This is a genomic window from Kitasatospora sp. NPDC004723, from assembly GCF_040609255.1.
In the GTDB taxonomy this organism is placed as follows: Bacteria; Actinomycetota; Actinomycetes; order Streptomycetales; family Streptomycetaceae; genus Kitasatospora.
Genome location: NZ_JBEXJT010000006.1, coordinates 136306 through 158150 on the forward strand (window position 1 = coordinate 136306; position 21845 = coordinate 158150).

Sequence of the window (21845 nt, forward strand, 5' to 3'; positions counted from 1 at the left end):
ACCGGCCGAACCGGGCATATGGTCACGCTCCGCCCAGTGCCGGCCGACGGCTTGGCGGACACCCGGGGAAGCGTTGACCGTTCTCCCAGCCGGCTCCCAGGGATCCCCCGGCACTCCTTGATCCACCGCGAAACCGGAAGGCGAACCGGACGGCCCGCCGGGAGACGCACCGGAAGACGTCCCGGAAGACGTCCTGGAAGACGTCCCGGAAACGCCGCGGCGGAGCGGGCGGCCCCACCGGGCCTCCCGCTCCGCCGCGAATCGGAGAAGGGGTTACAGCTCCTTGCGGAACGCCTCCGCCACCGCGAGGAAGATCGAGTTGCCCTCGACCTCGCCGATGGAGATCCGCACGCCCTCCGGGAACGGTCGGACGATCACCCCGGCCTCGGCGCACGCCGCCGCGAACTCCGCGGAGCGCTCGCCCAGTTCGAGCCAGACGAAGTTGGCCTGCGAGTCCGGGATCTCCCAGCCCTGGGCGCGCAGCCCGGCCACCACCCGGTTCCGCTCCTCGACCAGCGCGTCCACCCGCACCATCAGGGCGTCCTCGGCGCGCAGCGAGGCGACGGCCGCGTCCTGGGCGAGCTGGGTGACGCCGAACGGCACCGCGGTCTTGCGCAGGGCGGCCGCGACCGGCTCGTGCGCGATGGCGAAGCCGACCCGCATCCCGGCCAGGCCGTAGGCCTTGGAGAAGGTGCGCAGCACGCAGACGTTCGGGCGGTCGCGGTAGAGGTCGATGCCGTTGGGCACCTCGGGGTCGCGGATGAACTCGATGTACGCCTCGTCGACGACGATCAGCACGTCGGACGGGACGGCATCCAGGAAGCGCTCCAGCTCGGCGCGGTGGATCACGTTGCCGGTGGGGTTGTTGGGGTTGCAGACGAAGATCAGCCGGGTCCGCTCGGTGACCGCGGCGAGCATCGCGTCCAGGTCGTGGTCCCCGCCCGCGGTGAGCGGCACCGGGACCGGGGTCGCGCCGGCGATCTGGGTGATGATCGGGTAGGCCTCGAAGGAGCGCCAGGCGAAGATCACCTCGTCGCCGGGGCCGGCGGTGGCCAGGATCAGCGACTGGGCGACGCCGACCGAGCCGGTGCCGGTGGCGATGTGCTCGGCCGGTACGCCGAAGTGCTCGGCCAGCACGGCGGTCAGCTCGGTGGCGGCCATGTCCGGGTAGCGGTTGAGCTTGCCGGCCGCCGCGACCGCCGTCTCCAGGACGCCGGGGAGCGGCTCGTAGGGGTTCTCGTTGGACGACAGCTTGTATGCGTCGGCACCGGCGGGCTTGCCCGGCTTGTACGTGGGAATGCCGTCCAGGGTCGGCCTGAGGCGAGGGCCCTGTGCTGCGGTCACGGTCGGTCTCCTTCTGTCTTTCCGCTGCGTTCGCCCGTCACGGGCGGGATCGCCGCCGTGTCCGGGATTCGGAAACGCACCCGGTCCACCCCGGTCGGGTGCCCTGAACGATACCGATCCGCGCTCACCCGTAGGAGTGAGATGCCCGGTCGGGTTACAGGTGCAGATCAGCCATTCTGCCGGGTTCCTTTGGCACATGTCAGAGGTGAACCGGCTGGTTTCGTACGGGGATCGAAGGGGCGCGCACGGGCTCACTCATGGAGAAACGTATCTCCATAGGCTCCCAATGCGCCGGTCACAGACCCTTGTCAGGAGCCATACGATCGGTCCGCCATGACAGCAGCAGCCAACCAGAGCGGTCGGCGACCCACCACCTCACGGCGTCTGGAGCGGGCCGGCATCCGGGATGTGGCAGCAGCCGCCGGAGTGTCGATCACCACCGTCTCCGACGCGCTGAACGGGAAGGGCCGCCTGCCCGACGAGACCAGAAGCCGGGTGCGCGAAGTCGCCGAGCGCCTCGGCTACCGCCCCTCGGCGGCCGCCCGAACCCTGCGCACCGGACGTTCCGGACTGATCGGGCTGACCGTCACCACCTACGGCGAAGAGCCGTTCACCTTCACCGAGTTCGCCTACTTCGCCGAGATGGCCCGGGCCGCCACCAGCGCCGCCCTGGGCCGCGGCTACGCGCTGGTGGTGCTGCCCGCCTCCTCCCGGCACGACGTCTGGGGCAACATCGCCCTGGACGGCACGGTGGTGATCGACCCGCCCGACCAGGACCCGCTGGTCAGCGAGCTGTACCGGTCCGGGGTCCCGGTGGTCAGCGACGGCAAGCCGGGCAACTGCCCGGTGACCGCCTGGGTCGACAACGACCACGAGGCCGCCGTGCTCGGCATCCTCGACCACCTCTCCGAGGCCGGCGCCCGCCGGATCGGCCTGCTCACCGGAACCAGCACCGACACCTACACCCGGCTCTCCACCGAGGCCTACCTCGGCTGGTGCGCCAAGGTCGGCCAGGAGCCGGTCTACGAGACCTACCCCGCGCACGACCCGGCCGCCGGCGCCGTCGCCGCCGACCGGCTGCTCGCCCGCCCCGACCGTCCGGACGCCGTCTACGGCCTCTTCGACCCCAACGGCACCGACCTGCTCGCCGCCGCCCGCCGCTACGGCCTGCGGGTGCCCGACGACCTGCTGCTGGTCTGCTGCAGCGAGAGCGACGTCTACGCCACCACCGAGCCGCCCATCACCACCCTGTCGCTCAAGCCCCGGCGGATCGGCACCACCGTGGTGAACCTGCTGATCGACGCCATCGAGGGGGTGGACTCCGGCACCGGCGTCGACATCGCCCGGCTCTTCCCGCCCCGCTTCCGCACCGCCGGCACCGGCCCGCCGCCCGGCACCCTGATGCCCACCGAACTCATCGTCCGGGCCTCCTCCCAACGGCGGAGCCCGCGCACCACGGTCAGCCCGCCCCGCCCGCCGGGCGAGGTGTGACCCCGGGCCGCACGGCTCGCACGTGCGGCCCTCCCCCCCTACCGAGTCAGGACAAATCGGACCTGACGGACCGACCGGCTGACGCTCCGGAGGATTGGATACCCACCAGGTGACGACGCCGGGAGAGTGGTCTTCCTATGATGGGCGAATGACACCCGAGGACCGCTTCCCCGGGCCTGAACACCCGGACCCAGGCCCCCGCCACCAGCCGGACCTCGACGTGCTGCCGTACGGCACCTACTACGAACCGGAACCCGTCGCCGACTACTCCGGAGGCGGGTACGAGGCCGAGACCTACAGCGGCTACGGCGGCGCCCGCTACCTCGAACAGCACTGGCCCGCCGCCGGCCCCGAGCACGGCCACACCGTGCACGCCCCCTCCGGCAGCGACGACCCGCCGACCATCGAGCTCGGCCCCCCGCTCGCCGAACCCGGCGTCCCCTACCACCCGTACCCGGCCCCCGGCCCCGGCGAGCCGCCCGGCCCGCTCTACGTGGTCGGCGACGTGCACGGCTACCTCGACGAGCTCCGCGCCGAGCTGCGCCACCAGGGCATCATCGACGCCGACGGCCACTGGTCGGCCGGCCGCGCCCGGATCTGGTTCCTCGGCGACTTCACCGACCGCGGCCCGGACGGCATCGGCGTCATCGACCTGGTCATGCAGCTCGCCGCCGAGGCGGCCGCGGCCGGCGGCTACTGCCGCGCCCTGATGGGCAATCACGAACTGCTCTTCCTCGGCGCCGCCCGGTACGGCGACGAACCGGTCCAGTCCACCGCCGGCACCGCCTCCTTCCTCGCCGCCTGGCGGCTCAATGGCGGCCAGCAGAGCGACCTGGACCGCCTGGAGGCGCACCACATCAGCTGGCTCTCCCGGCTCCCGGCGATCGCCCTGGAGGACGGCCACCTGCTGCTGCACTCCGACACCACCGCGTACCTGGAGTACGGCGAGTCCATCGCCGAGGTCAACGACGCCGTGCACGTCCTGCTCGCGGACGAGGGCGTCGACGAGTGGTGGGACTGCTTCCGCCGCTTCACCAAGCGGTTCGCCTTCCGCGGCGACGCCGGGCCGATGGCCGTCCGCGAGCTGCTGGACACCTACGGCGGGACCCGTGTCGTGCACGGGCACAGCCCGATCCCGTACCTCACCGGCGCGGTGCACGCCGACGACGGCATGCCGCCGCACGTGCCGGGGCCGTACGTGTACGCGGACGAGCTGGCCGTCGCCATGGACGGCGGCGTGACGATGGAGGGCCGGCTGCTGGTCTCCCGCCTGCCGATCTGAACCACGGGCCCACCGGGACCGGCCGGGACGCGGCGCACAGCGCGGAGCGGAACGCGACCCGCCCCGGAAGGGGGGACCTTCCGGGGCGGGTCGGCCGGAGCGGTTCAGCCGGCGCGGGTCAGCTGCGGCGAGCGCGGCGGGCCAGCGCGACGGCGGCGGCACCGACCGCCAGCAGCGCGGCGGCGATGCCCGCCGGGACGGCGGGGTCGGAGCCGGTGTCGGCCAGCTCGCCCTGCGCGGCGGCGGCGGTCTTTGTCGGGGAGGGCTTGGCGGCGGCCTTGACCACCGACGGGGTGGCGGTCGGCGAGGCGGTCGCGGTGGCGGCCGTGCTCGGGACGGCGGTCGGGGTCTTGCTCGGCGTGGCGCTCGGCGTCGCACTCGGCGTCGCACTCGGTGCGGTGGTCGGCACCGGCGCGTTCGGGTTCACGCAGTCGGGCGCGCCGTCGACCGGGGTCGTGGCGAGCGGCTGGGTGGTCCAGAAGAGCATCGGGCCGGCGCCCGGGAAGTAGCCGAAGCCGAGCCTCGGGTCCGAGGGGTCGAGCTTGAAGTTCCTGCCCAGGGTGATCCGGGCGTTGAGCACCTTGTCGTCGACCGGGCCGGTCGCCCACTTCGCCACGTCGACGGTGCCGTCGCCCATGCCGACCGCGCCCAGGTCCACCCGGTGCCAGCTGCCGTCCTTGGGGTCCTGGACGTCCACCTCGGCGTCGCAGCGCGCCGGACCGTCCATCGATCCGACGCCCTGGCCCGCCCACAGGAAGAACGAGGCCGTGGTGAGGTGCCAGTCGAACTTGTTGGCGGTCTTGATCGAGACCTTGAACGGGTGCGGCCTGCCGTCGGCGGGGATCGACTTCGGCAGCCCCTCGATGGTGGTGGTGAGGCCGTTCACCTTGGCCACCCGGCCGGTGCGCGCCACCACGTCCTTCGCCTGGCCGTCCGGCCCCAGCCCGAGACCGATGAAGGCCTCCACCCCGAAGTCCGTCGCCGGACCCTCCTGGCCGGACTGCACCAGCTTGAACCGCAGCTTGAAGGTCCGCTCGGAGTGCGGCTGCACCTCGACCGCGCCTCCGGTGAGGTCGGCGGCGGTGCCCTCGTGGCCGCCGGTCTTCGCACCCAGGTCCTGGGCCACCAGCTTGACCGGCTGCCACGCTCCGGAGGCCCCGTCGGCGTACTCGGCGACGATCTCGTCCAGGCCGATCATCTGGGAGCCGAAGTAGACCAGCACGTGCTCGTCGGCGGAGAGCCGGTCGGTGTCGTTCTTGACCGTCACCGACCCCTCGGACCAGCCGCCACCGGGCTCGACGGAGTCGAATCCGTCCATCCGGACGGTGTGGGCCGGGTCGTTGCCGGCAGCCTGGGCAGCGGGAGCGGTCAGCGCGATCGGCGACGCGACCAGCGCCGCCGCCATGAGCGCATGGCGAATTCTCACATTTACCTCAATGGTCCGAAATGGCCGCGAGATTCGGCGGCCGCGCGGGGTTTCCCCACCGCGGAGGCGCAGACTATCCGATCACCGGATCGGGATGTCAACCAACTAATTCGCGGCAGAAATTCGATACAAGTCGACAAATACGGCCTTGATCGCGGCGGCCTCGCGACGGATCGTGGAAGGTGTCGCCACAGCGTGCCCCTCCCGACTGGAGCCACCATGACCCCCCTCCGCGTGAAGGCCCTCGACCACCTCGTCCTCAACGTCCGCGACATCGAACGTTCGCTGGCGTTCTACCAGGGCCTGCTCGGCCTGGAGCCGGTCCGCGTCGACGAGTGGCGGGACGGAAAGGCCCCCTTCCCGTCCATCCGGATCACCCCCGAGACGATCATCGACCTGACGGTCCGACCGCGCGGCGAGTCCAACGTCGACCACATCTGCCTCACCGTCGACCCGCTCGACTGGCAGGAGGTCCTCGACGCCGGCACCTTCACCGTCCTGGAGGGCCCGGTCCAGCGCTACGGCGCCCGCGGCAACGCCACCTCCGTCTACGTCCGCGACCCGGACGGCAACACCGTCGAACTCCGCTGGTACCCCAAGGACGCCACCCGCTAGGCCACCGGCGGCGCAGCGGACACGCTCATCTATTCCTCCGCTATATAAGGCCAACAGCATCTTTGAATATGGCAGTCGCCCGGCCGGACCCGTACCGGATGACGACGTCGGAAATCCGCCAGTGCCGGGGCCTGCCCGCGCCTAGCCTCGCGGGCATGTCACAACGCAGCCGCGACATCGTCCAGCACGCCTGGAAGGCGTTCGCCAGCCACGACGCGGACAGGATCTCCGCCGTCTTCACCGAGGACGCCGAGTGGCTGGCACCGGCCGGGAACGCGACGGCCGTCGCGCTGGACTGCCCCAGCCACATGATCGGCAGAGAGGCGATCGCACGCTTCCTCGCCGAGGACTTCGGCCGGCTGTTCGCCCGGGACGTCGACGTCACGTTCCGTGGCTTCCACGTCGACGGCGACCGCGTCGTCGTCGAGGAGACCATGACCGCGACGCTCGCCAACGGCAACCGCTACACCAACGACTACTGCCTCGTCTTCGAGCTCCGCGACGGCCTGATCCACCGCGTCCGCGAGTACATGGACACCGCACGCGGCCACCGCATGGTCTTCGGCCCCGCCGAGCAGTGACCGGGAACGGCGAAGCGCCGCCCCGAGGCCTTCGGGGCGGCGCTCGTCCCCTCGGCTCTCATGGCACGGGCGAACCGGGGACCAGCAGCCGGCGCAGGGCGGTGGGGGTGTGTCCCACGTGCTCGCGGATGGTGCGGGTCAGGTGGGCCTGGTCGGCGAAGCCGAGCTGTGCGGCGAGGTCGGCGAGAGCGGGTGCGCCCTCGGCGAGTCGGTCCATGGCCCGGGTGACCCGTACGCGGTTGCGGTAGCGGGTCAGCGAGACGCCCATCTCCCGTGAGAACAGCCGGCTCAGCCGGTAGGGCGACACCTTCAGCAGCGCGGCCAGATCACAGAGTCGCCCGGCCTCCGGAGCCTCCTCGTTGATCGCCTCACGTGCCGCGGCCACCAACGCCCGGTCGGCCGGTCCGGGGCGTACGGTCGGCTCGCCGGTCACCACGGCGACAAGACCCAGCAGCTCCTCCGACAGCGCGTAGTCGATGTCGCCGGTGCCTGCGGCGGCGACGAGACGACGGTGGGCGAGATCGACGCGCGCGTCCACGTACAGCGTCGTCGCGGCGAGCGGGCGCCCCAGGAGGGAGGGATCGAAGCCGACCGACGTGCAGACGTCGCCACCGGCCGGGTGCGCGAAGCGTTCCTCCTCGCCCGGCACGCCCAGGTAGGCCATGGTCGGGTCCAGATCGGCATCGGCGCCGTCGGCCCATCGCCGGAACCTGCCGCGCCGTACCAGCACCAGGCGGTGGTCGTCGCGCCGCTCCGGCTCCGACCATCGGACGTGGTCGGAACGGCACCCCACCACCGTCACGGTGAACTCGGGCCGGACGGCGAGGGTCGAGGCGGACAGCATGCTGCGCACGGTACGCGCCGGGTACGACAGGACGGCCCGCAAGGATCTTCAAGACCTTCCGCGCCACCGCCCCGAATGCTTGGGGTCACGTGATGACACGAAGGGAGCCACCCATGGCCGTCCACGCGGAACTCGCCGCGATCACCGTCGACTGCGCCGATCCCCGGGCACTCGCCGACTTCTACCGGAAGGTCACCGGCTGGGAGATCGCCCAGGCCGACGACGACTTCGTCCAGCTGGGCCAGGGGCCGATCCAGCTGGCCTTCCAGCGGGTCGCCGGCTACCGGGGACCGGGCTGGCCCGACACCGCCAAGCACGCCCACCTCGACTTCACGACCGCCGACCTGGAGGTCACGGTCAAGGAACTGCTCTCGGCGGGAGCGACCCTGCCCGAGTTCCAGCCCGGCGAAGGCCAGTGGACCGTTCTCGCCGACCCCGAGGGACACCTGTTCTGCCTCACCTCGGTCTGACCCGCCTCGGCCCCGACCGGCTGACGCGACGACCGAGCGCCGCCCCGGGACCGGAACCATCTCGGGGCGGCGCGCCGAAGGTGGTGCGTCAGTCGGCGAGCGGGGGTCTTCCGACCGATCTCCGTCGCGGAGAGTCTCAGCCGGAAGGCGGCACGTCCGCCTCGTCGCGCCGGGCCTGCGCAGCGGCCACCAGGACTTCCGCCGCCTCCGTGCGGACGTACAGCACGTACCGGCCGCTGCGGTGTGCGTCGACCAGGCCGGCAGTGCGCAGAGCGGTCAGGTGTTGGGAGACTCCTCCGGCGGTGATCCCGGTGCGGTGGGCCAGGTCGGTCGTCGAGGCGGGGGTGTCGAGTCCGGCCAGCAGGCGGGCCCTGGACCGGCCGATGACCGCTGCCAGTGCCTGCGGGACGGCGGATCGCCGTTCCCAGAGCGTGGCTACGCCGCGCGGCGGATAGCGCAGGGTGGGCTGCCAGTTCGGGCTGACGACGGAGAAGACCCGGGGCCAGACGAACACCGACGGAACGAGGAGCAGCCCGCGCCCGCCGAGTTGCCGGCTGCCGCGGACATGGTGGTGCCCGACGTACAGGGTGTCCTCGTCCCAGGCCACGTCGGACGCCAGGTCGCCCAGCAGCTGATCCGCTCCGTGCTCGGCGAACAGCCTGGCCCGGTGCAGCACGTCGCCCTCCAGGAGGGAGCGCATCCGGGGCCAGTGCGGCGCGAGTGCGATCTCCCAGTAGCTCTCCACCAGTTCGGCGAGTTCGCCGAGACCGCGGCGCGGATCGCCGCGCAGCCGATCGATCCGCTCGGAGCGCGGCGCGCGTTGGCCGCTGAGGCCGGACCGGACCTTCTCGGGTGGCGTCGCGCGCAGAACGGCAAGCTCAAGTCCCAGGTCGGCGACCGAGGTTGTCGGTGGTGGTGCGATGAAGACCGGGATCGACCGGGGCGGGTCCGGGACCAGATCGGCGAGCAGGCGCCAGTCCAGCTCCGAGGCGGCCAACCGGCGACGGGCCTGATCGGTCCACGGGCGGTGCAGCGGGTGCTCGGCCGGATGCTTCAGCACCCTGACACTGGCCACCACCTCCCACAGCGGCGACAGAGCGAACCGGGTGCGGGCCAGGTCACGGACGGAGAACGCCAGGTCCAGCACGGTGCAGCCCCCTCTGCGGCGGAAGACCCGGCGGCCGGCGGGTCAGGATTCAGCCCAGCCTAAATTCCTCGCCCGCCGGGCGGCGCGGCAGGAACCTCGCTCCATGACCAGCAATGAGATCGCCCACGGGCCGGACACGGCCGCTCCCACGCCCGATCCGCATCCTTCGGTCCTCCGGAGCCCCGACTTCCGCCTGCTCGTCGGCGCCGCCGCGGTGAGCAAACTCGGCACCGCGGTCAGCTCCTTGGCGATCCCGCTGACCGCCGTCCTGGCCCTGCACAGCTCGGCCGGACAGGTCGGCCTGCTGGCGGCGCTGAGCACCCTCGCCTTCCTCCTGATCGGTCTGCCGGCCGGAGCCTGGGTGGACCGGATCCGCAAGCGACCCGTGATGATCGCCGCCGACCTGGCCAGGTTCGCGCTCCTCGGGTCGGTGCCGGCCGCCTGGCTGCTCGACTGCCTGACGATCCACCAGCTCTACCTGGTGGTCCTGCTGGCGGGCGTGGCCACCGTCTTCTTCGACGTGGCCACGATGAGCCAACTGCCCGACCTGGTGGGGCGGGACCGGCTCACCCGGGCCAACGCCCACCTGGTGACGGTGGACGCCATCACCCAGATCGGCGGGCGGAGCGTGGGCGGCTTCCTGGTGGCGCTGCTGTCCGCTCCCACAGCGGTCGTGGTCGACGCGGCCAGTTACCTGGGGTCGGCGATCCTCCTGCTGCGCATCCGCCGGACGGAGCCGCAACCGCAGCCCCGGCGCGACGCCCGCCTCGGCGGCGAGATCCGGGAGGGCCTGCGCTTCGTGTTCGGCAACCCGACCCTCCGGGCCGTCGCGCTCGCCGGAGCCTGCGCCAACCTGTCCATCCAGCTCTGCCAGACCATGCTGCCGGTGCTGTTCACCCGTGAACTCGGCCTCTCCGACGGTGTCATCGGCCTGTACTTCGCGGTCGGTGGCCTCGGTGTGTTCATCGGTTCGCAGTCGGCCCGCCGGCTGGCTCGCCGACTCGGCGCGGGTCGGGTGCTGTGGCTGATGGGCCTGGCCGTCGCGCCGTTCGGCGTCCTGCTGGCGCTGGCCGATCGCGGCCCGGCGCTCTGGCTCGCCGCGGCGGCCTGGCTGATCACCACGTGCAAGGTCGGCATCGACAACGTGATCACGGTCAGCTTCCGCCAGAGCGTGACACCGGACCACCTGCTCGGCCGGATGAACGCCACCATGCGGGTCGTCCTGACCGGCTCACTCGCCGTCGGCGCCGCCCTGGCCGGTCTGCTGGGCGAACTCGCCTCGGTCCGCACCGCCCTGTGGGTCGGCGCGGCCGGGCTGGCCACGGTCTGGGTACCGATCTTCTTCTCACCGCTGCGCACCCGGCGCGAACTCTCCGGTCCCGGCGCCCTGCGGTGAACGGGTGACCACGACGAAGCGCCGCCCCGATCGCCTCGGGGCGGCGCTCGGACCGCGGTCAGTCCGCCAGCGGCAGATACACCCGGTTGCCCTGGGCCGCGAACTCCTCGGACATAGCCTGCATGCCGGCCTCGGCCTCGGCGTCGTAGCCGGACTCGACGGCGGTGGAGCCGTCGCCGCGCTCGTCGCGGATCTTCTGGGAGATCTTCATCGAGGAGAACTTCGGCGAAGGCACCACGGGGACGCGCTGCGCCGGCTAAGGGCGGATCGAGGCGAAGACCTCGATGTCGCACTTTGCCGCCCCGCTGCGCTTGATCCTCGCGTCGCTGGTGATCAGCGGTACGCCGAGGGCTTCCGCCAGGGCGACGTACTGGGCATCGTAGGCGCTGAGGTTCGCGTGCAGCTTCTTCACTCTGTCCCAGAACGGAAGCGTCTCCCGCTTGGCGATGGGAAGCATCCGGTATGCGACGACCGCCCTTTCCACCTCCTTCTCGGTCAGCTTGCCGCCACGCTGCATGCCGAGCAGGGCCGACTGGATCTCGTAGTCCAGGAGGGTGGGAGCGTAGACGTCCCCTGCCTCGGCCACACGGCTCCGGATGAGTTCTCCATCGGGGCTGTGGGCTGTGAGGACCAGAACCAGAGCGGAACAGTCGATAACGATCAACGCCCGGCTCGCCCCTCGTCGATGGCAGAGACGATGTCGGCGGTGCTGATGCGAGCGGTGGTCTCCCGGTTCAGCCGCTCCATCATCTCCGCCATCGTGGGCTTAGACGCTTCTCTTGCGATCAGGTCTTGCATGAATGCCTGGAGCGACTTGCCGGCCTGGGCGGCGCGGACCTTCAGAGTCTGGATCTGATCGTCCGGGACATCCCGGATGGTGAGCGCTGTCATATCTGCACTCTAGCATCATTCGCTGCAAAATGCAGGCATCGATGTCGGCTCGATCAAACGACGAGCCCTCCCCCGGCATCCGGGAGAGGGCTCGTCCATGGGCAGGAGCGTCAGTCCGCCAGCGGCAGGTAGACCCGGTTGCCCTGGGCTGCGAATTCGGCGGACTTCTCGGCCATGCCGGCCAGGGCGTTCGCGTCGAACTCACTGGAGACAGCGGTGGAGCCGTCGCCGTGCTCGTCGCGGATCTTCTGACTGATCTTCATCGACGACAACATCAGCCCGAAGCCACCACATCAGAGCGTTGTCAACTACAGCTGGGGCAGTTGGTCGTCGGGGGCGGGAGACCTGCCTTCCTCCAGCCAGTAGAGGTAGATCCGCAGGTCCATCGCGAGGCCACCGGCAATGTAGGACTCGTAGTCCCGGACGGCGGCTCGTAATTCCTGCCGGGCCCAGTCGATGCCGTCCCAGTCGTGCTCGGAAAGGTACTGCGTGATCCGACCGCGGTCACGCCACCACTCCCGGACCGCCTCCGGCGTCCAGTGCGCGTCCCCGTCACAGCCGTAGCCGAGGAACGGGTCGCAGTCGGCCGCTTCGACCAGCCGAGCGACCTCCGCCGGGGTCCGGGGCTGGCGGTAGACGTACTCGGTCAGGTGCTCGCCCCCGTAGAGGACGTGCTGGGGCGCGGAGATCCGGCCTGTTCGGCAGGTGTCGGTCTCGCCTCCGTAGAAGGGCCCGGGAACATTCGGCCAGAGGCGGTCCTCCCAGCGGCCTCGGAATGCTTCACGGTCCTCGCCGAGTACCGGACCCGGGTCGAAGTAGAGCGTCACGGGCCGAGCATAGGACGACGCCTTCCATCAGCCACCGGGGACTCCGGAGCCGAGCGCCGCCCCGGGGTCGACCGGGGCGGCGCCACGAGGGTGGTGCGTCAGTCGGCCATCGGCAGGTAGACCTTGTTGCCGTGGGCCTTGAACTCCTCGGACATGGCCTGCATGCCGGCCTCGGCCTCGGCGTCGTAGCCGGATTCGACGGCGGTGGAGCCGTCGCCGTGCTCGTCGCGGATCTTCTGGGAGATCTTCATCGAGCAGAACATGAACACAAGCGCCACACGTCGAGCGGACGCCTAGCGCGGAGCATCGCGGACGTTGCGTTGAAGGACGTCGGTCAGCACCCCGGCAGCGGTGGCGAAGTCATTGTCGTCGTGCAGGACGATCAGCCCGTGGTGGGCCGCAGTGGCGCAGATCATCAGATCGACGGTGGACAGCGCCCGGACAGCTCCACCGCTCTGGGCGAGCCGGAACTGGGCGGACTCGATCCAGCCCCACATGTTCTTCGGCAGGGGCACGTCGGGGTACAGATCGGCGAACATCTCGCCCATCTGCTCGTAATGGACGAGGTTGCGGGCGGAACGCCGGAATTCGGTGCGCTGGGGAGCGCAGGACCCGATCACGCGCAGGTCGATGTCCTCCCCCCACGCGTCGTTCAGGTGCTGCTCGCGGAGCAGGCGCCATACGGCGGTGGAGTCCGCGAGGTACCGGATCACTCCGCTCCCCGCTTCTCGGCGTCATGGAGCTGCTGCCAGCCCTCGTAGTCCCACTCCTGGGCAGCCTGCATGTGCCGAGCACGCCTGGCAGCACGCTCGTGTCTGTCGGCGTACTCGCGGAGTGCGGTGTTCACCACGTCCTTCTTGGTCGCGCCTCCGGAGAATCGCAGAGCCTTCGCCAGCGCGTCATCGTCCAGATCGATGGTCGTCACGCTCATACATGCCTCCGATATATAAGGCCAACAACACCTTTGAATATAGCAGCGCCCGACCGGGACCGAGCCGGAGAACACCGGACGCCGCCCCCGAAGGTCAGCCTCCGGGAGCGGCGTCTGCCACGACCGCGTGCGTGCGTCAGTCCGCCAGCGGGAGGTAGACCTTGTTGCCCTGGGCCGCGAACTCGGCGGACTTCTCAGCCATGCCCGCCAGGGCCTCGGCGTCGAAGTCGCTCTGGACCGCGGAGGAACCGTCGCCGTGCTCGTCGCGGATCTTCTGACTGATCTTCATCGAGCAGAACTTCGGGCCGCACATCGAGCAGAAGTGGGCGGTCTTGGCGGGCTCGGCGGGGAGGGTCTCGTCGTGGAAGGCGCGGGCCGTCTCCGGGTCGAGGGCCAGGTTGAACTGGTCCTCCCAGCGGAACTCGAAGCGGGCGTCGGAGAGGGCGTCGTCCCAGGCCTGGGCGCCGGGGTGGCCCTTGGCGAGGTCGGCGGCGTGGGCGGCGATCTTGTAGGTGATGACGCCGGTCTTCACGTCGTCGCGGTTGGGCAGGCCCAGGTGCTCCTTGGGGGTGACGTAACAGAGCATCGCGGTGCCCCACCAGGCGATCATCGCGGCGCCGATGCCCGAGGTGATGTGGTCGTAGCCGGGCGCGACGTCGGTGGTGAGCGGGCCCAGGGTGTAGAAGGGGGCCTCGTCGCAGATCTCCTTCTGGAGATCCATGTTCTCCTTGATCTTGTGCATCGGGACGTGGCCCGGGCCCTCGATCATCACCTGGACGTCCCTGGCGCGGGCGATCCGGCCCAGCTCGCCGAGGGTCTGCAGTTCGGCGAACTGGGCCTCGTCGTTGGCGTCGGCGATCGAGCCGGGGCGCAGGCCGTCACCGAGCGAGAAGGTGACGTCGTAGCGGGCAAGGATGTCGCAGAGTTCCTCGAAGTTGGTGTAGAGGAAGTTCTCCCGGTGGTGCGCCAGGCACCAGGCGGCCATGATCGAGCCGCCGCGCGAGACGATGCCGGTCTTGCGGCGGGCGGTCAGCGGCACGTAGCGCAGCAGCACGCCGGCGTGCACGGTCATGTAGTCGACGCCCTGCTCGCACTGCTCGATGATCGTGTCGCGGTAGACCTCCCAGCTCAGCTCCTCGGCCTTGCCGTCGACCTTCTCCAGCGCCTGGTAGAGCGGCACGGTGCCGATCGGCACGGGGGAGTTGCGCAGGATCCACTCGCGGGTGGTGTGGATGTTGCGGCCGGTGGAGAGGTCCATGACGGTGTCGGCGCCCCAGCGGGTGGCCCAGGTCATCTTCTCCACCTCCTCCTCGATCGAGGAGGTGACGGCGGAGTTGCCGATGTTGGCGTTGATCTTCACCAGGAAGTTGGTGCCGATGATCGCCGGCTCGACCTCGGGGTGGTTCACGTTGACCGGGATGACGGCGCGGCCACGGGCGACCTCGTCGCGGACGAACTCGGGCGCCAGGCCCTCGCGCAGGGCGACGAACTCCATCTCGGGTGTGACGACGCCGCGCTTGGCGTACCCGAGCTGGGTGACCGCGGCTCCGTCGCGGCCGCGCAGCGGGCGGCGCGGGCGGCCGGGGAAGACCGCGTCGAGGTTGCGCAGGTCGCCGCCGCGCGGCGAGGTGTGGCGGATGCCGTCGTCCTCGGGGCGCGCCTCGCGGCCGTCGTACTCCTCGACGTCGCCGCGCCGGCGGATCCAGGGGTCGCGCAGGGCGGGCAGGCCGCGCCGCACGTCCGGCTCGTAGTCCGGGTCGGTGTACGGCCCGGAGGTGTCGTACAGCGGGACGGTCTTCCCGTTGGTGAGCACGACCTCGCGGTACGGCACGCGCAGGTCGGGGCGGGACCCCTCGCGGTGGGCCTTGCGCCAGGCCGGGGCCGGGTAGCCGCTGCCCGCGCTGGTGACGGCGTCCCCGGGGCCGGACTGGGGCCGGGCAGACTGCGGCTGTGCCTCAAAGGTGGTCATCGGACCTCAAACTCCCTACGCCGGCATTACCCGGTCAGGTTCCTGCGGTCGACGCAGCCGCCGGTCCGTCCGTCGACGTCCCGTTCAGCGCCCTCTCAGCCCGGTGCTCCGAGCTCCCGCGTCCGCAGGCGGTGTTGCCCGCGCATGACGTCCAACACCGTAGCGAGCCGATCGCCGGAGGTCCAGAGCGGGTCCGGGAGGGGGAACGTCGAGGTCCGGACGGTGAACGGGGGGCGCGGAGCCGCCGCTGCGGGCAGACTGGCTCCGTAGCGGACGAGGGCGAGGAGGCCGGCGTGGTCGGGAGCACGGGGCGGGTCACCGGGGCGGTTGGCGCGGGGCTGGTCGGCGAGGTGATGGTGCACGTGCCGGAGCGTCAGGGCACCGAGGCGTTCCTCGCCTACCTGGCGGTGCCGGGCGAGCGGCTGACGGTCGGCACGCCGGTGGTGGTGATCGAGTACCAGCCGCCGCGGACGGTGTACGTGGCGCCGATCGGGCCGTGACACACCGATGACCCCCCGGTGACGACCTTGTGACGGCCGGTCATGTCACGTCCCTTTCCTCCGGATCGGCCGGGGCGGACAATCCGATTCGGCGCATCTCCTGCGCTCGAAGGGGGAGTTGAAGCATGGGACTCATCATCGCCGGGGCAGCCGTCGCGGCACTGATCACCGGAATCACGCTCTTCAAACTCATGTGGCGGGTGGCCGAGCCGAACGAGGCGCTCATCATCTCCGGTTCCCGGCACCGCACCGAGGGGGTCGGCGACGGCCTGGGCTTCCGGATCGTCACCGGGCGCGGCACCCTCGTCACCCCCGGCCTTCAGGGGGTCCGGCGGCTCTCGCTGGACCTCAACGAGGCGGAACTGAACGTCGAGTGCGTCACCACGCAGGGCATCCCGGTCCGGGTGAAGGGCGTGGTGATCTTCAAGGTCGGCGACGACGATGTCTCGATCGCCAACGCCGCCCGCCGCTTCCTGGACCAGCAGAAGCTGATCAGCCAGCGCGTGCACAACGTCTTCGCCGGCCACCTGCGCTCGATCGTCGGCGGACTCACCGTCGAGGACATGATCCGCGACCGCGAGCGGCTCACCGGCGAGACCCGGGCCGCCTCCGGGCTGGAGATGGAGAAGCTCGGGCTGATCATCGACACCCTGCAGATCCAGGAGATCATCGACCCGACCGGCTACATCAAGAACCTCGCCATCCCGCACGCCGCCGCCGTCCAGCGGGACGCCAGGATCGCCCAGGCCGAGGCGGACCGGCTGGCCACCGAGGCCGAGCAGGAGGCGGCCGCCCGCAAGGCCGAGGCGACCCGCAACAGCGAGATCCAGCAGTCCTCGTACCAGGCCGAGATGGACACCGCCACCGCCCGCGCCCGGCAGGCCGGACCGCTGGCCGACGCCGCCGCCCGGCAGCAGGTGGTGGTCCAGGAGACCCGGGTCGCCGAGTTGGAGGCGCAGCGCAAGGAGCAGCAGCTGCAGATCGACGTGCGCAAGCCCGCCGACGCCCGCGCGTACGACACCCGCACCAGCGCGGAGGCGGCCCGCGACGCGCGGATCTCGGCCGCGCAGGCGCAGGCCCGGGAGACCGAGCTGGCGGCGGCCGCCGAGGCCAGCCGGGTGCGGGTCGCGGCCGAGGCGGATGCCGAGGCCACCCGGGTGCGCGGGCTGGCTCAGGCGGAGGCGACCACGGCGACCGGACAGGCGGAGGCGTCCGCCGCCGAGGCGCGCGGTCTGGCCGACGCCTCGGCGGCGCGGGCGATCGGGCTGGCCCGGGCGGAGGGCATCAAGGCCCGCGCCACCGCCCTCGCCGAGAACCAGGACGCGGTGGTGGCACAGGAGTTGGCGGAGCAGTGGCCGCAGATCGTGCGGGCCGCCGCGGAGTCCTTCGGCAATGTCGAGCACATGGTGCTGCTCAACGGGGCCGACGGGATGGGCGAGTTGTTCGCCAAGGCGCTGGCGATGGGCGGCACCGGGCTCGGACTGGCCCGCCAGCTGCTGTCCACCGTCGGCCCGGACGGCGCCGCCGCCCCGGCGACCGCCGCCCCGACGGCCGTCCCGGTTCCGGTGGACGCGGTGCCCGTGCCGGCGGACGCGGTGCCGGTGGACGCGGTCCCCGAGGAGGACTGAGCGGTTGGGTAGCCCGGTCCCGCCCGCCTGAGTACCCGTACTCAGGCGGGCGCGGCCGGGCGCGCCGGACGATGGGGCCATGCAACCAGCAGCCATCGCGCGGATCGGCATCACCGCCGCCGGAGCCCAGCTCCCCGCCCGCCGACTGACCTCCCGGCAGCTCCAGGACGAGATCACCGCCGGCGGCCGGCTGAACCTGCCGGAGCGGACCCTGGAGAAGGCCACCGGCATCCTCACCCGGCACTTCGCCGCCGACGGCGAGTACGCCTCCACGCTGGCCCTCGGCGCCGCCCGACGCGCCCTGGACGCCCGCGGGCTGCACCCGCTCGACGTCGACCTGCTGCTCTTCGCCTCCGCCACCCGGGACGTCGCCGAGCCCGCCACCGCGCACCTCGTGCAGGCCGAACTCGGTTCCCGCGCCCACGCGTTCGACGTCAGCAACGCCTGCAACAGCTTCCTCAACGGAATCGACCTGGCCCGGGCGATGATCCTGGCCGGCCGGGCCCGCCGGGCCCTGGTGGTCACCGGCGAGACGCCCAGCCGGGCGATGCGCCGCGACCCGGGCGGAGCGGCGGAGTTCCGCGACGGCTTCGCCGGCTACACCTTCGGCGACGCGGGCGCCGCCGTGGTCGTCGAGGCGGTCGAGCGCGGCGGCATCCTGGACGTCGAGACCGAGACCGCCTCCGAGCACTGGCGGATCGGCGGCATCCCCGGCGGCGGCTCGCGCCACCCGCGCGGCGACGAGTACAGCTACTTCCGGGGCGGTGGAAAGGAGTTGCGCGGGGTCTTCGAGAAGATCGGGCTGGACATCCTGGCCCGGGTGGCCGCCCGCACCGGCCTCGGCTGGGACGACTACGCCCGGGTGCTGGTGCACCAGGTGACCGTGCCCTACCTGGAGCGGTTCGTCGAGGCCACCGGGGTCCCGGAGGAGAAGCTGGTGGTCACCGTGCCCGAGCTCGGCAATGTCGCCAGCGCCACGATAGGCATCCAACTCGAACGAATACGCGGGGAGTTGACGCCCGGAGACAAGGTTCTGATGCTCGGCCTCGGCGGCGGCGTCAGCCTGATGACGATGGTCTGGGAGGCGTCGTGACCGCGCTGTGGGTGGTCGTCCCCGCCTACCGGGAGGAGGCCCGGATCGGCGGCACCCTGGCCGCCCTCGCCGCCCAGCGGGACCGGGACTTCACCCTGCTGGTCGCCGACAACGGCTCCACCGACGGCACCGTGGCGGCCGTCCGTGCCTTCGCCGCCCGCGCGCCGTTCCCGGTCGAGGTGCTGGTCGAGCCGGAGAAGGGCGTCGGCTCCGCCGTCGACACCGCGTTCCGGCACGCCATCGCGCACGGCGCCACCCTGCTCGCCCGCACCGACGCCGACTGCCTGCCCGAGCCCGGCTGGACGGCCGCCGCCCGGGCCGCGATGCTCGGCGGCGGCGGACTGGTCTGCGGCCGGGTCACCGCCCGCCGGGACGAGCACGGGCCCGCCGGGCGCGCCGTCTTCCTGGTGCTGGTCGCGCTCGGCGCGTTCTTCGGCCGGATCCGGCCCGCGCACCGGCGCCGGCACGGCTACCTCACCCGGTACCGGATGCACGCGGGCAACAACATGGCGATCACCGCCGAGCTGTACCAGGCGGTCGGCGGCATGCCGCGCCGGCCCTCGCCGACCGACCGGACGTTCATCAACCGGGTCCGCCGGCACACCACCGCGATCGTCCACCGCCGCGACATGGTGGTGCAGAACTCGACCCGGCGGATCCGCGCGTACGGGGTGGTCGGCACCGCCCGCTGGTACCTGGAGCGCGGTGCCGGCGCCCGCGCCGTCGACGTCCGCTGACCGCCGCCCCCGAAGAGCGGCCCACCGAAACCCGACCACCCGCCGAAACCCGAGGACAGCCCGTGCTCGACCGGCTCGCCCACACCCTGCGCACCGTCCACCCCGACCGCCCCGCCGTCCTGCGCCACACCCGGCTCGGCACCACCCGGGTGCGGATCCGCCGCGGCGAGCTCGCCGACCTCGCCGACAACTACGCCGTCGCCCTGAACGCCCGCGGCCTCGGCGAGGGCACCACCCTGGGCGTCGCCGTCCGCCCCGGCCCGCGCGCCCTCGCCGTGCTGATGGCCGCGCACCGGCTCGGCCTGCGCACCGCCGTCCTCGACCCCACCGCGGGCCCCGACGTGCTGGCCGCCCGGCTCGCCCTGGCCCGGCCCGACCTGGTGCTCGCCGACGCCGCCGCCCAGGCGGTGGCCGGCTGGGCGCGGCCGCTCGCCCGCCGCGCCGACCTCGCGCTGCCCCCGCTGGGCACCCTCGGCCCGGTCGCCACGCTGGGACGCCGGCTGCCCGGCTGCGCGCCCCGGATGCACACCAACCCCTTCGGCGCGTCGGTGCCGAGGGTCCCCGGACACGACACGCCCGGGCGCGACGCCGACGCCGTGATCGTCTTCACCTCCGGCACCACCGCCCGCCCGCGCGCCGTGGTGCACTCCCGCAGCGGTCTGGCCGCCGGGCTGGGCACCGTCACCGAACTGGTCGACCCGCGCCCCGGCACGGTGGTGCTGGGCGGCACCTTCTTCGTCCTGGTCCCCGCACTCGCTGCCGGCGCCGCCGTCGCCCTGCCGGCCCGCGAACCCGCCGCGCTGGCCCGCCAGCTCGACCGGCTCGCCCCGGCCCACAGCTACCTCACCCCGCCGCAGCTGCGCGCCGCGCTCACCGCCGGGGCCCGCTTCACCGGCCGGGTCTGGACCGGTTCGGCGCCCGCCGACGCGGCCCTGCTGCGCCGGGTCAAGCAGGCCGGGGCCGAGCAGGCCTGGGGCGTCTACGCGCTCACCGAGCTGTTCCCGGCGGCGGCCGTCGAGGAGGCCGAGAAGAGCGCCTTCACCGGGCCCGGCGACCTGGTCGGCGCGCCGCTGCCCGGGGTTCGCACCGCGCTCGGCGAGGACGGCGAACTGCTGCTCACCGGCCCCGGCGCCCGCCACCGCTACCTCGGCGAGGAACCCGAGCCCTGGGTGCGCACCGGTGACCGCGCCACGCTCGGCCCGGACGGCCGGATCGTGCTCGCCGGCCGGCTCAAGGACATGGTGCTGCGCCGTGCCGAGAACATCTACCCCGGTCTGTACGAGCCCGCCCTGCACCTGCCGGGCGTCGAACTCGCGGTGCTGGTCGGCGTCCCGGACGGCCAGGGCGACGAGCGGCTGGTCGCGCTCGTCCAGCCCTCGCCCGGCACCGACCCCCGGCGGCTGCGCGGCGCGCTGGCCGGTCCGCTGGACCGGATGGGCTCGGCCCGCCCGGACGCCCTGCTGTTCGGCGAGGTGCCGCTGGCCGGCCGCTCCCGCAAGCCCGACCGGGAGGCCGCCTCGGCCTACTGCGCACGGGAGTTGGCGATATGACCGGCCGATCCGAACGGACCGAACGGTCCGGCCGGGCCGAACGGACCGGACCGGCGCCGGCCGGGCACCCCGGGGCCCGCCGCCGGGACCGCCGGGTCTATCTGCGCAGCCACCCGCTGCTGTTCGCGCTGCTCGCCGTCACCCGCCGCCGCCCGGTGGCCCGGCTCGGCCGCACGGTGCTGGTGCACGGCGCCGAGGCGTACCGCGAGGCGCTCACCCGGATCCCGCTGGACCGCACCGCACCCGGCACCACCGGCGGCGCGGCTGCCGAACTCACCCACGGCGGCGTGCTGTTCGACCAGGAGGGTGCCGATCACCGGTCCGCCCGACGGGAGTTGGCCGCCGCGCTGGACTCGGCGGCGGTGGCGCGGCTCCGCCCGCACTGGCGGGCGGTGCTCGCCGCCCGGATCCCCGTACTCGCCACCGGTGAGCTGGAACTCGTCGCTCTGGCCCGCGAGTTGGCCGGAGTGACGGCCGCCGGACTGACCGGCGCGACCGGCTGCCCGCACACCCTGGCCGGCGCCGCCACCGAGGCCGCGGCGGCCGCCGCCCGCGACCACCTGCCCGGCCCCCGCCCACGCGGCGCCGCCCGGACGGCCGCCGTCCGCGCCGCCGAACTCGCCGCGCTGCTGCCCGACCCCCGGGACGCGATGGTCGCGGTGGCCGCCGTCAACACCACGGTCGCCGCGCTCCCCCGGGCCACCGCCTGGTGCGCCGACGCCGGCCTCTGGCCCTCGGTGGACGCCGCCGGCGCACCCGCGCTGGCCGCCGAACTGCTCCGGCTCACCGCCCCCTCGCCGCTGCTCCCCCGGGTGGCCGCCGCCGACGCCGAACTGGCCGGCCGGACCGTGCGCGGGGGCGACCGGCTGATCCTGGTCGCCCGGCACGCCGCCGGCGCGCACCGCCGCGGACCGTCCCCCGGACCCGCCGCCACCCAGGCGGTCTTCGGCGCCGGCCCGCACGCCTGCCCCGGCGCCGGGGTGGCCCGCGCCCTGCTCGCCGACCTGCTGCTCGCGCTCGCGCCGTACGCCCCCGCGGTCACCGCGGCCCGGGCCGACCGCCGGGCCGCCCTGCCCGGCTGGGCCGCGCTCACCCTGCGCGCCACCCGTACCCCCGGCTGAAC

General features: G+C 72.6%; 25 protein-coding genes and 1 riboswitch. Of the genes, 12 read left to right on the forward strand and 13 right to left on the reverse strand.

All coding sequences use genetic code 11. The annotated features are described in order from the left end of the window. Nucleotides 1-273 precede the first annotated feature (273 nt). On the reverse strand, nucleotides 274-1344 hold the full coding sequence (gene hisC / locus ABZW10_RS10105; RefSeq protein ID WP_355362352.1) for a histidinol-phosphate transaminase: 1071 nt from the start codon (nucleotides 1342-1344) through the stop codon (nucleotides 274-276). A gap of 333 nt (nucleotides 1345-1677) precedes the next feature. Here hisC and ABZW10_RS10110 point away from each other — a divergent pair, with 333 nt between their 5' ends. Together ABZW10_RS10110 and ABZW10_RS10115 are read left to right on the forward strand one after the other, a co-directional pair. Next, nucleotides 1678-2835 carry a LacI family DNA-binding transcriptional regulator gene (locus tag ABZW10_RS10110; protein WP_078879728.1) on the forward strand — a complete coding sequence of 386 codons (1158 nt, stop codon included), beginning with the start codon at nucleotides 1678-1680 and terminating at the stop codon, nucleotides 2833-2835. A gap of 148 nt (nucleotides 2836-2983) precedes the next feature. Further along, nucleotides 2984-4117 (forward strand): metallophosphoesterase, encoded by a 1134-nt coding sequence (locus tag ABZW10_RS10115; RefSeq protein WP_355362355.1) that lies wholly within the window; start codon nucleotides 2984-2986, stop codon nucleotides 4115-4117. Between the two features lie 118 nt (nucleotides 4118-4235). Here the strand turns inward: ABZW10_RS10115 and ABZW10_RS10120 are convergent, their stop codons facing one another. Further along, on the reverse strand, nucleotides 4236-5543 hold the full coding sequence (locus ABZW10_RS10120; RefSeq protein ID WP_355362357.1) for a hypothetical protein: 1308 nt from the start codon (nucleotides 5541-5543) through the stop codon (nucleotides 4236-4238). 219 nt (nucleotides 5544-5762) lie between these two features. On the opposite strand from ABZW10_RS10120, the gene ABZW10_RS10125 reads away from it, so the two are divergent. Together ABZW10_RS10125 and ABZW10_RS10130 are read left to right on the forward strand one after the other, a co-directional pair. Next, the gene (locus ABZW10_RS10125) at nucleotides 5763-6158 is read left to right on the forward strand and encodes a VOC family protein (RefSeq protein ID WP_355362359.1); all 396 of its coding nucleotides are present in this window, start codon (nucleotides 5763-5765) and stop codon (nucleotides 6156-6158) included. A 155-nt stretch (nucleotides 6159-6313) separates the two neighbouring features. Then, on the forward strand, nucleotides 6314-6739 hold the full coding sequence (locus ABZW10_RS10130) for a nuclear transport factor 2 family protein (RefSeq protein ID WP_355362361.1): 426 nt from the start codon (nucleotides 6314-6316) through the stop codon (nucleotides 6737-6739). Between the two features lie 58 nt (nucleotides 6740-6797). Here ABZW10_RS10130 and ABZW10_RS10135 read toward each other — a convergent pair whose 3' ends face one another. Continuing rightward, complete coding sequence (locus ABZW10_RS10135; protein WP_355362363.1) at nucleotides 6798-7583, reverse strand: AraC family transcriptional regulator; 786 nt, start codon at nucleotides 7581-7583, stop codon at nucleotides 6798-6800. Between the two features lie 113 nt (nucleotides 7584-7696). On the opposite strand from ABZW10_RS10135, the gene ABZW10_RS10140 reads away from it, so the two are divergent. After that, a complete protein-coding gene (locus ABZW10_RS10140; protein WP_355362365.1) occupies nucleotides 7697-8053 on the forward strand; it encodes a VOC family protein in 357 nt (118 codons plus the stop codon). Nucleotides 8054-8189: 136 nt separating this feature from the next. Here ABZW10_RS10140 and ABZW10_RS10145 read toward each other — a convergent pair whose 3' ends face one another. Continuing rightward, entirely contained in the window at nucleotides 8190-9200 is a 1011-nt protein-coding gene (locus ABZW10_RS10145) for a DUF5937 family protein (protein WP_355362367.1), read from the reverse strand. A 103-nt stretch (nucleotides 9201-9303) separates the two neighbouring features. On the opposite strand from ABZW10_RS10145, the gene ABZW10_RS10150 reads away from it, so the two are divergent. Beyond that, nucleotides 9304-10596 carry an MFS transporter gene (locus ABZW10_RS10150; RefSeq protein ID WP_355362369.1) on the forward strand — a complete coding sequence of 431 codons (1293 nt, stop codon included), beginning with the start codon at nucleotides 9304-9306 and terminating at the stop codon, nucleotides 10594-10596. Between the two features lie 58 nt (nucleotides 10597-10654). Here ABZW10_RS10150 and ABZW10_RS10155 read toward each other — a convergent pair whose 3' ends face one another. From ABZW10_RS10155 to thiC, 9 genes are all read right to left on the reverse strand, one after another. Further along, nucleotides 10655-10807: a thiamine biosynthesis protein ThiC gene (locus ABZW10_RS10155; RefSeq protein ID WP_355362371.1), complete on the reverse strand. Its 153-nt coding sequence runs from the start codon at nucleotides 10805-10807 to the stop codon at nucleotides 10655-10657. A 45-nt stretch (nucleotides 10808-10852) separates the two neighbouring features. Then, on the reverse strand, nucleotides 10853-11260 hold the full coding sequence (locus ABZW10_RS10160; protein WP_355362373.1) for a type II toxin-antitoxin system VapC family toxin: 408 nt from the start codon (nucleotides 11258-11260) through the stop codon (nucleotides 10853-10855). Then, nucleotides 11257-11487: an antitoxin gene (locus ABZW10_RS10165; protein WP_355362375.1), complete on the reverse strand. Its 231-nt coding sequence runs from the start codon at nucleotides 11485-11487 to the stop codon at nucleotides 11257-11259. The genes ABZW10_RS10160 and ABZW10_RS10165 overlap by 4 nt, the downstream gene beginning before the upstream one ends. Before the next feature lie 110 nt (nucleotides 11488-11597). Next, a complete protein-coding gene (locus ABZW10_RS10170; RefSeq protein WP_355362377.1) occupies nucleotides 11598-11750 on the reverse strand; it encodes a hypothetical protein in 153 nt (50 codons plus the stop codon). A gap of 45 nt (nucleotides 11751-11795) precedes the next feature. Continuing rightward, on the reverse strand, nucleotides 11796-12314 hold the full coding sequence (locus tag ABZW10_RS10175; protein WP_355362379.1) for a ferredoxin: 519 nt from the start codon (nucleotides 12312-12314) through the stop codon (nucleotides 11796-11798). 98 nt (nucleotides 12315-12412) lie between these two features. Beyond that, nucleotides 12413-12592, reverse strand: a complete 180-nt coding sequence (locus tag ABZW10_RS10180; protein WP_355362381.1) for a thiamine biosynthesis protein ThiC — start codon at nucleotides 12590-12592, stop codon at nucleotides 12413-12415. A 15-nt stretch (nucleotides 12593-12607) separates the two neighbouring features. Continuing rightward, the gene (locus ABZW10_RS10185; protein WP_355362383.1) at nucleotides 12608-13027 is read right to left on the reverse strand and encodes a PIN domain-containing protein; all 420 of its coding nucleotides are present in this window, start codon (nucleotides 13025-13027) and stop codon (nucleotides 12608-12610) included. Then, nucleotides 13024-13245 (reverse strand): type II toxin-antitoxin system VapB family antitoxin, encoded by a 222-nt coding sequence (locus ABZW10_RS10190; protein ID WP_355362385.1) that lies wholly within the window; start codon nucleotides 13243-13245, stop codon nucleotides 13024-13026. Before ABZW10_RS10190 ends, ABZW10_RS10185 begins: the two co-directional genes overlap by 4 nt. 136 nt (nucleotides 13246-13381) lie before the next feature. Next, on the reverse strand, nucleotides 13382-15214 hold the full coding sequence (gene thiC / locus ABZW10_RS10195) for a phosphomethylpyrimidine synthase ThiC (RefSeq protein WP_355362387.1): 1833 nt from the start codon (nucleotides 15212-15214) through the stop codon (nucleotides 13382-13384). Beyond that, a riboswitch (TPP riboswitch) is annotated at nucleotides 15210-15344 on the reverse strand. Its footprint overlaps the gene before it by 5 nt. A 163-nt stretch (nucleotides 15345-15507) precedes the next feature. On the opposite strand from thiC, the gene ABZW10_RS10200 reads away from it, so the two are divergent. The 6 genes from ABZW10_RS10200 (at nucleotide 15508) to ABZW10_RS10225 (ending at nucleotide 21843) form a co-directional block, all read left to right on the forward strand. Continuing rightward, a complete protein-coding gene (locus ABZW10_RS10200; protein ID WP_350560485.1) occupies nucleotides 15508-15714 on the forward strand; it encodes a hypothetical protein in 207 nt (68 codons plus the stop codon). A gap of 125 nt (nucleotides 15715-15839) precedes the next feature. After that, on the forward strand, nucleotides 15840-17342 hold the full coding sequence (locus tag ABZW10_RS10205; protein WP_355362390.1) for an SPFH domain-containing protein: 1503 nt from the start codon (nucleotides 15840-15842) through the stop codon (nucleotides 17340-17342). Between the two features lie 79 nt (nucleotides 17343-17421). Beyond that, a complete protein-coding gene (locus tag ABZW10_RS10210) occupies nucleotides 17422-18435 on the forward strand; it encodes a ketoacyl-ACP synthase III (protein ID WP_355362392.1) in 1014 nt (337 codons plus the stop codon). Continuing rightward, nucleotides 18432-19172, forward strand: a complete 741-nt coding sequence (locus ABZW10_RS10215) for a glycosyltransferase family 2 protein (protein ID WP_355362394.1) — start codon at nucleotides 18432-18434, stop codon at nucleotides 19170-19172. The genes ABZW10_RS10210 and ABZW10_RS10215 overlap by 4 nt, the downstream gene beginning before the upstream one ends. Nucleotides 19173-19234: 62 nt before the next feature. Continuing rightward, nucleotides 19235-20722, forward strand: a complete 1488-nt coding sequence (locus tag ABZW10_RS10220) for a class I adenylate-forming enzyme family protein (protein ID WP_355362396.1) — start codon at nucleotides 19235-19237, stop codon at nucleotides 20720-20722. Next, entirely contained in the window at nucleotides 20719-21843 is a 1125-nt protein-coding gene (locus tag ABZW10_RS10225) for a cytochrome P450 (RefSeq protein WP_355362397.1), read from the forward strand. The genes ABZW10_RS10220 and ABZW10_RS10225 overlap by 4 nt, the downstream gene beginning before the upstream one ends. Nucleotides 21844-21845 lie beyond the last annotated feature (2 nt).

What these genes read in the sequence shown, in the direction of transcription:
- ABZW10_RS10110 (WP_078879728.1), top strand. Translation starts at nt 1,678, where the DNA reads ATGACAGCAGCAGCCAACCAGAGCGGTCGGCGACCCACCACCTCACGG.
- ABZW10_RS10115 (WP_355362355.1), top strand. Translation starts at nt 2,984, where the DNA reads ATGACACCCGAGGACCGCTTCCCCGGGCCTGAACACCCGGACCCAGGC.
- ABZW10_RS10125 (WP_355362359.1), top strand. Translation starts at nt 5,763, where the DNA reads ATGACCCCCCTCCGCGTGAAGGCCCTCGACCACCTCGTCCTCAACGTC.
- ABZW10_RS10130 (WP_355362361.1), top strand. Translation starts at nt 6,314, where the DNA reads ATGTCACAACGCAGCCGCGACATCGTCCAGCACGCCTGGAAGGCGTTC.
- ABZW10_RS10135 (WP_355362363.1), bottom strand. Translation starts at nt 7,583, where the DNA reads ATGCTGTCCGCCTCGACCCTCGCCGTCCGGCCCGAGTTCACCGTGACG.
- ABZW10_RS10140 (WP_355362365.1), top strand. Translation starts at nt 7,697, where the DNA reads ATGGCCGTCCACGCGGAACTCGCCGCGATCACCGTCGACTGCGCCGAT.
- ABZW10_RS10150 (WP_355362369.1), top strand. Translation starts at nt 9,304, where the DNA reads ATGACCAGCAATGAGATCGCCCACGGGCCGGACACGGCCGCTCCCACG.
- ABZW10_RS10155 (WP_355362371.1), bottom strand. Translation starts at nt 10,807, where the DNA reads ATGAAGATCTCCCAGAAGATCCGCGACGAGCGCGGCGACGGCTCCACC.
- ABZW10_RS10165 (WP_355362375.1), bottom strand. Translation starts at nt 11,487, where the DNA reads ATGACAGCGCTCACCATCCGGGATGTCCCGGACGATCAGATCCAGACT.
- ABZW10_RS10170 (WP_355362377.1), bottom strand. Translation starts at nt 11,750, where the DNA reads ATGAAGATCAGTCAGAAGATCCGCGACGAGCACGGCGACGGCTCCACC.
- ABZW10_RS10190 (WP_355362385.1), bottom strand. Translation starts at nt 13,245, where the DNA reads ATGAGCGTGACGACCATCGATCTGGACGATGACGCGCTGGCGAAGGCT.
- thiC (WP_355362387.1), bottom strand. Translation starts at nt 15,214, where the DNA reads ATGACCACCTTTGAGGCACAGCCGCAGTCTGCCCGGCCCCAGTCCGGC.
- ABZW10_RS10205 (WP_355362390.1), top strand. Translation starts at nt 15,840, where the DNA reads ATGGGACTCATCATCGCCGGGGCAGCCGTCGCGGCACTGATCACCGGA.
- ABZW10_RS10210 (WP_355362392.1), top strand. Translation starts at nt 17,422, where the DNA reads ATGCAACCAGCAGCCATCGCGCGGATCGGCATCACCGCCGCCGGAGCC.
- ABZW10_RS10225 (WP_355362397.1), top strand. Translation starts at nt 20,719, where the DNA reads ATGACCGGCCGATCCGAACGGACCGAACGGTCCGGCCGGGCCGAACGG.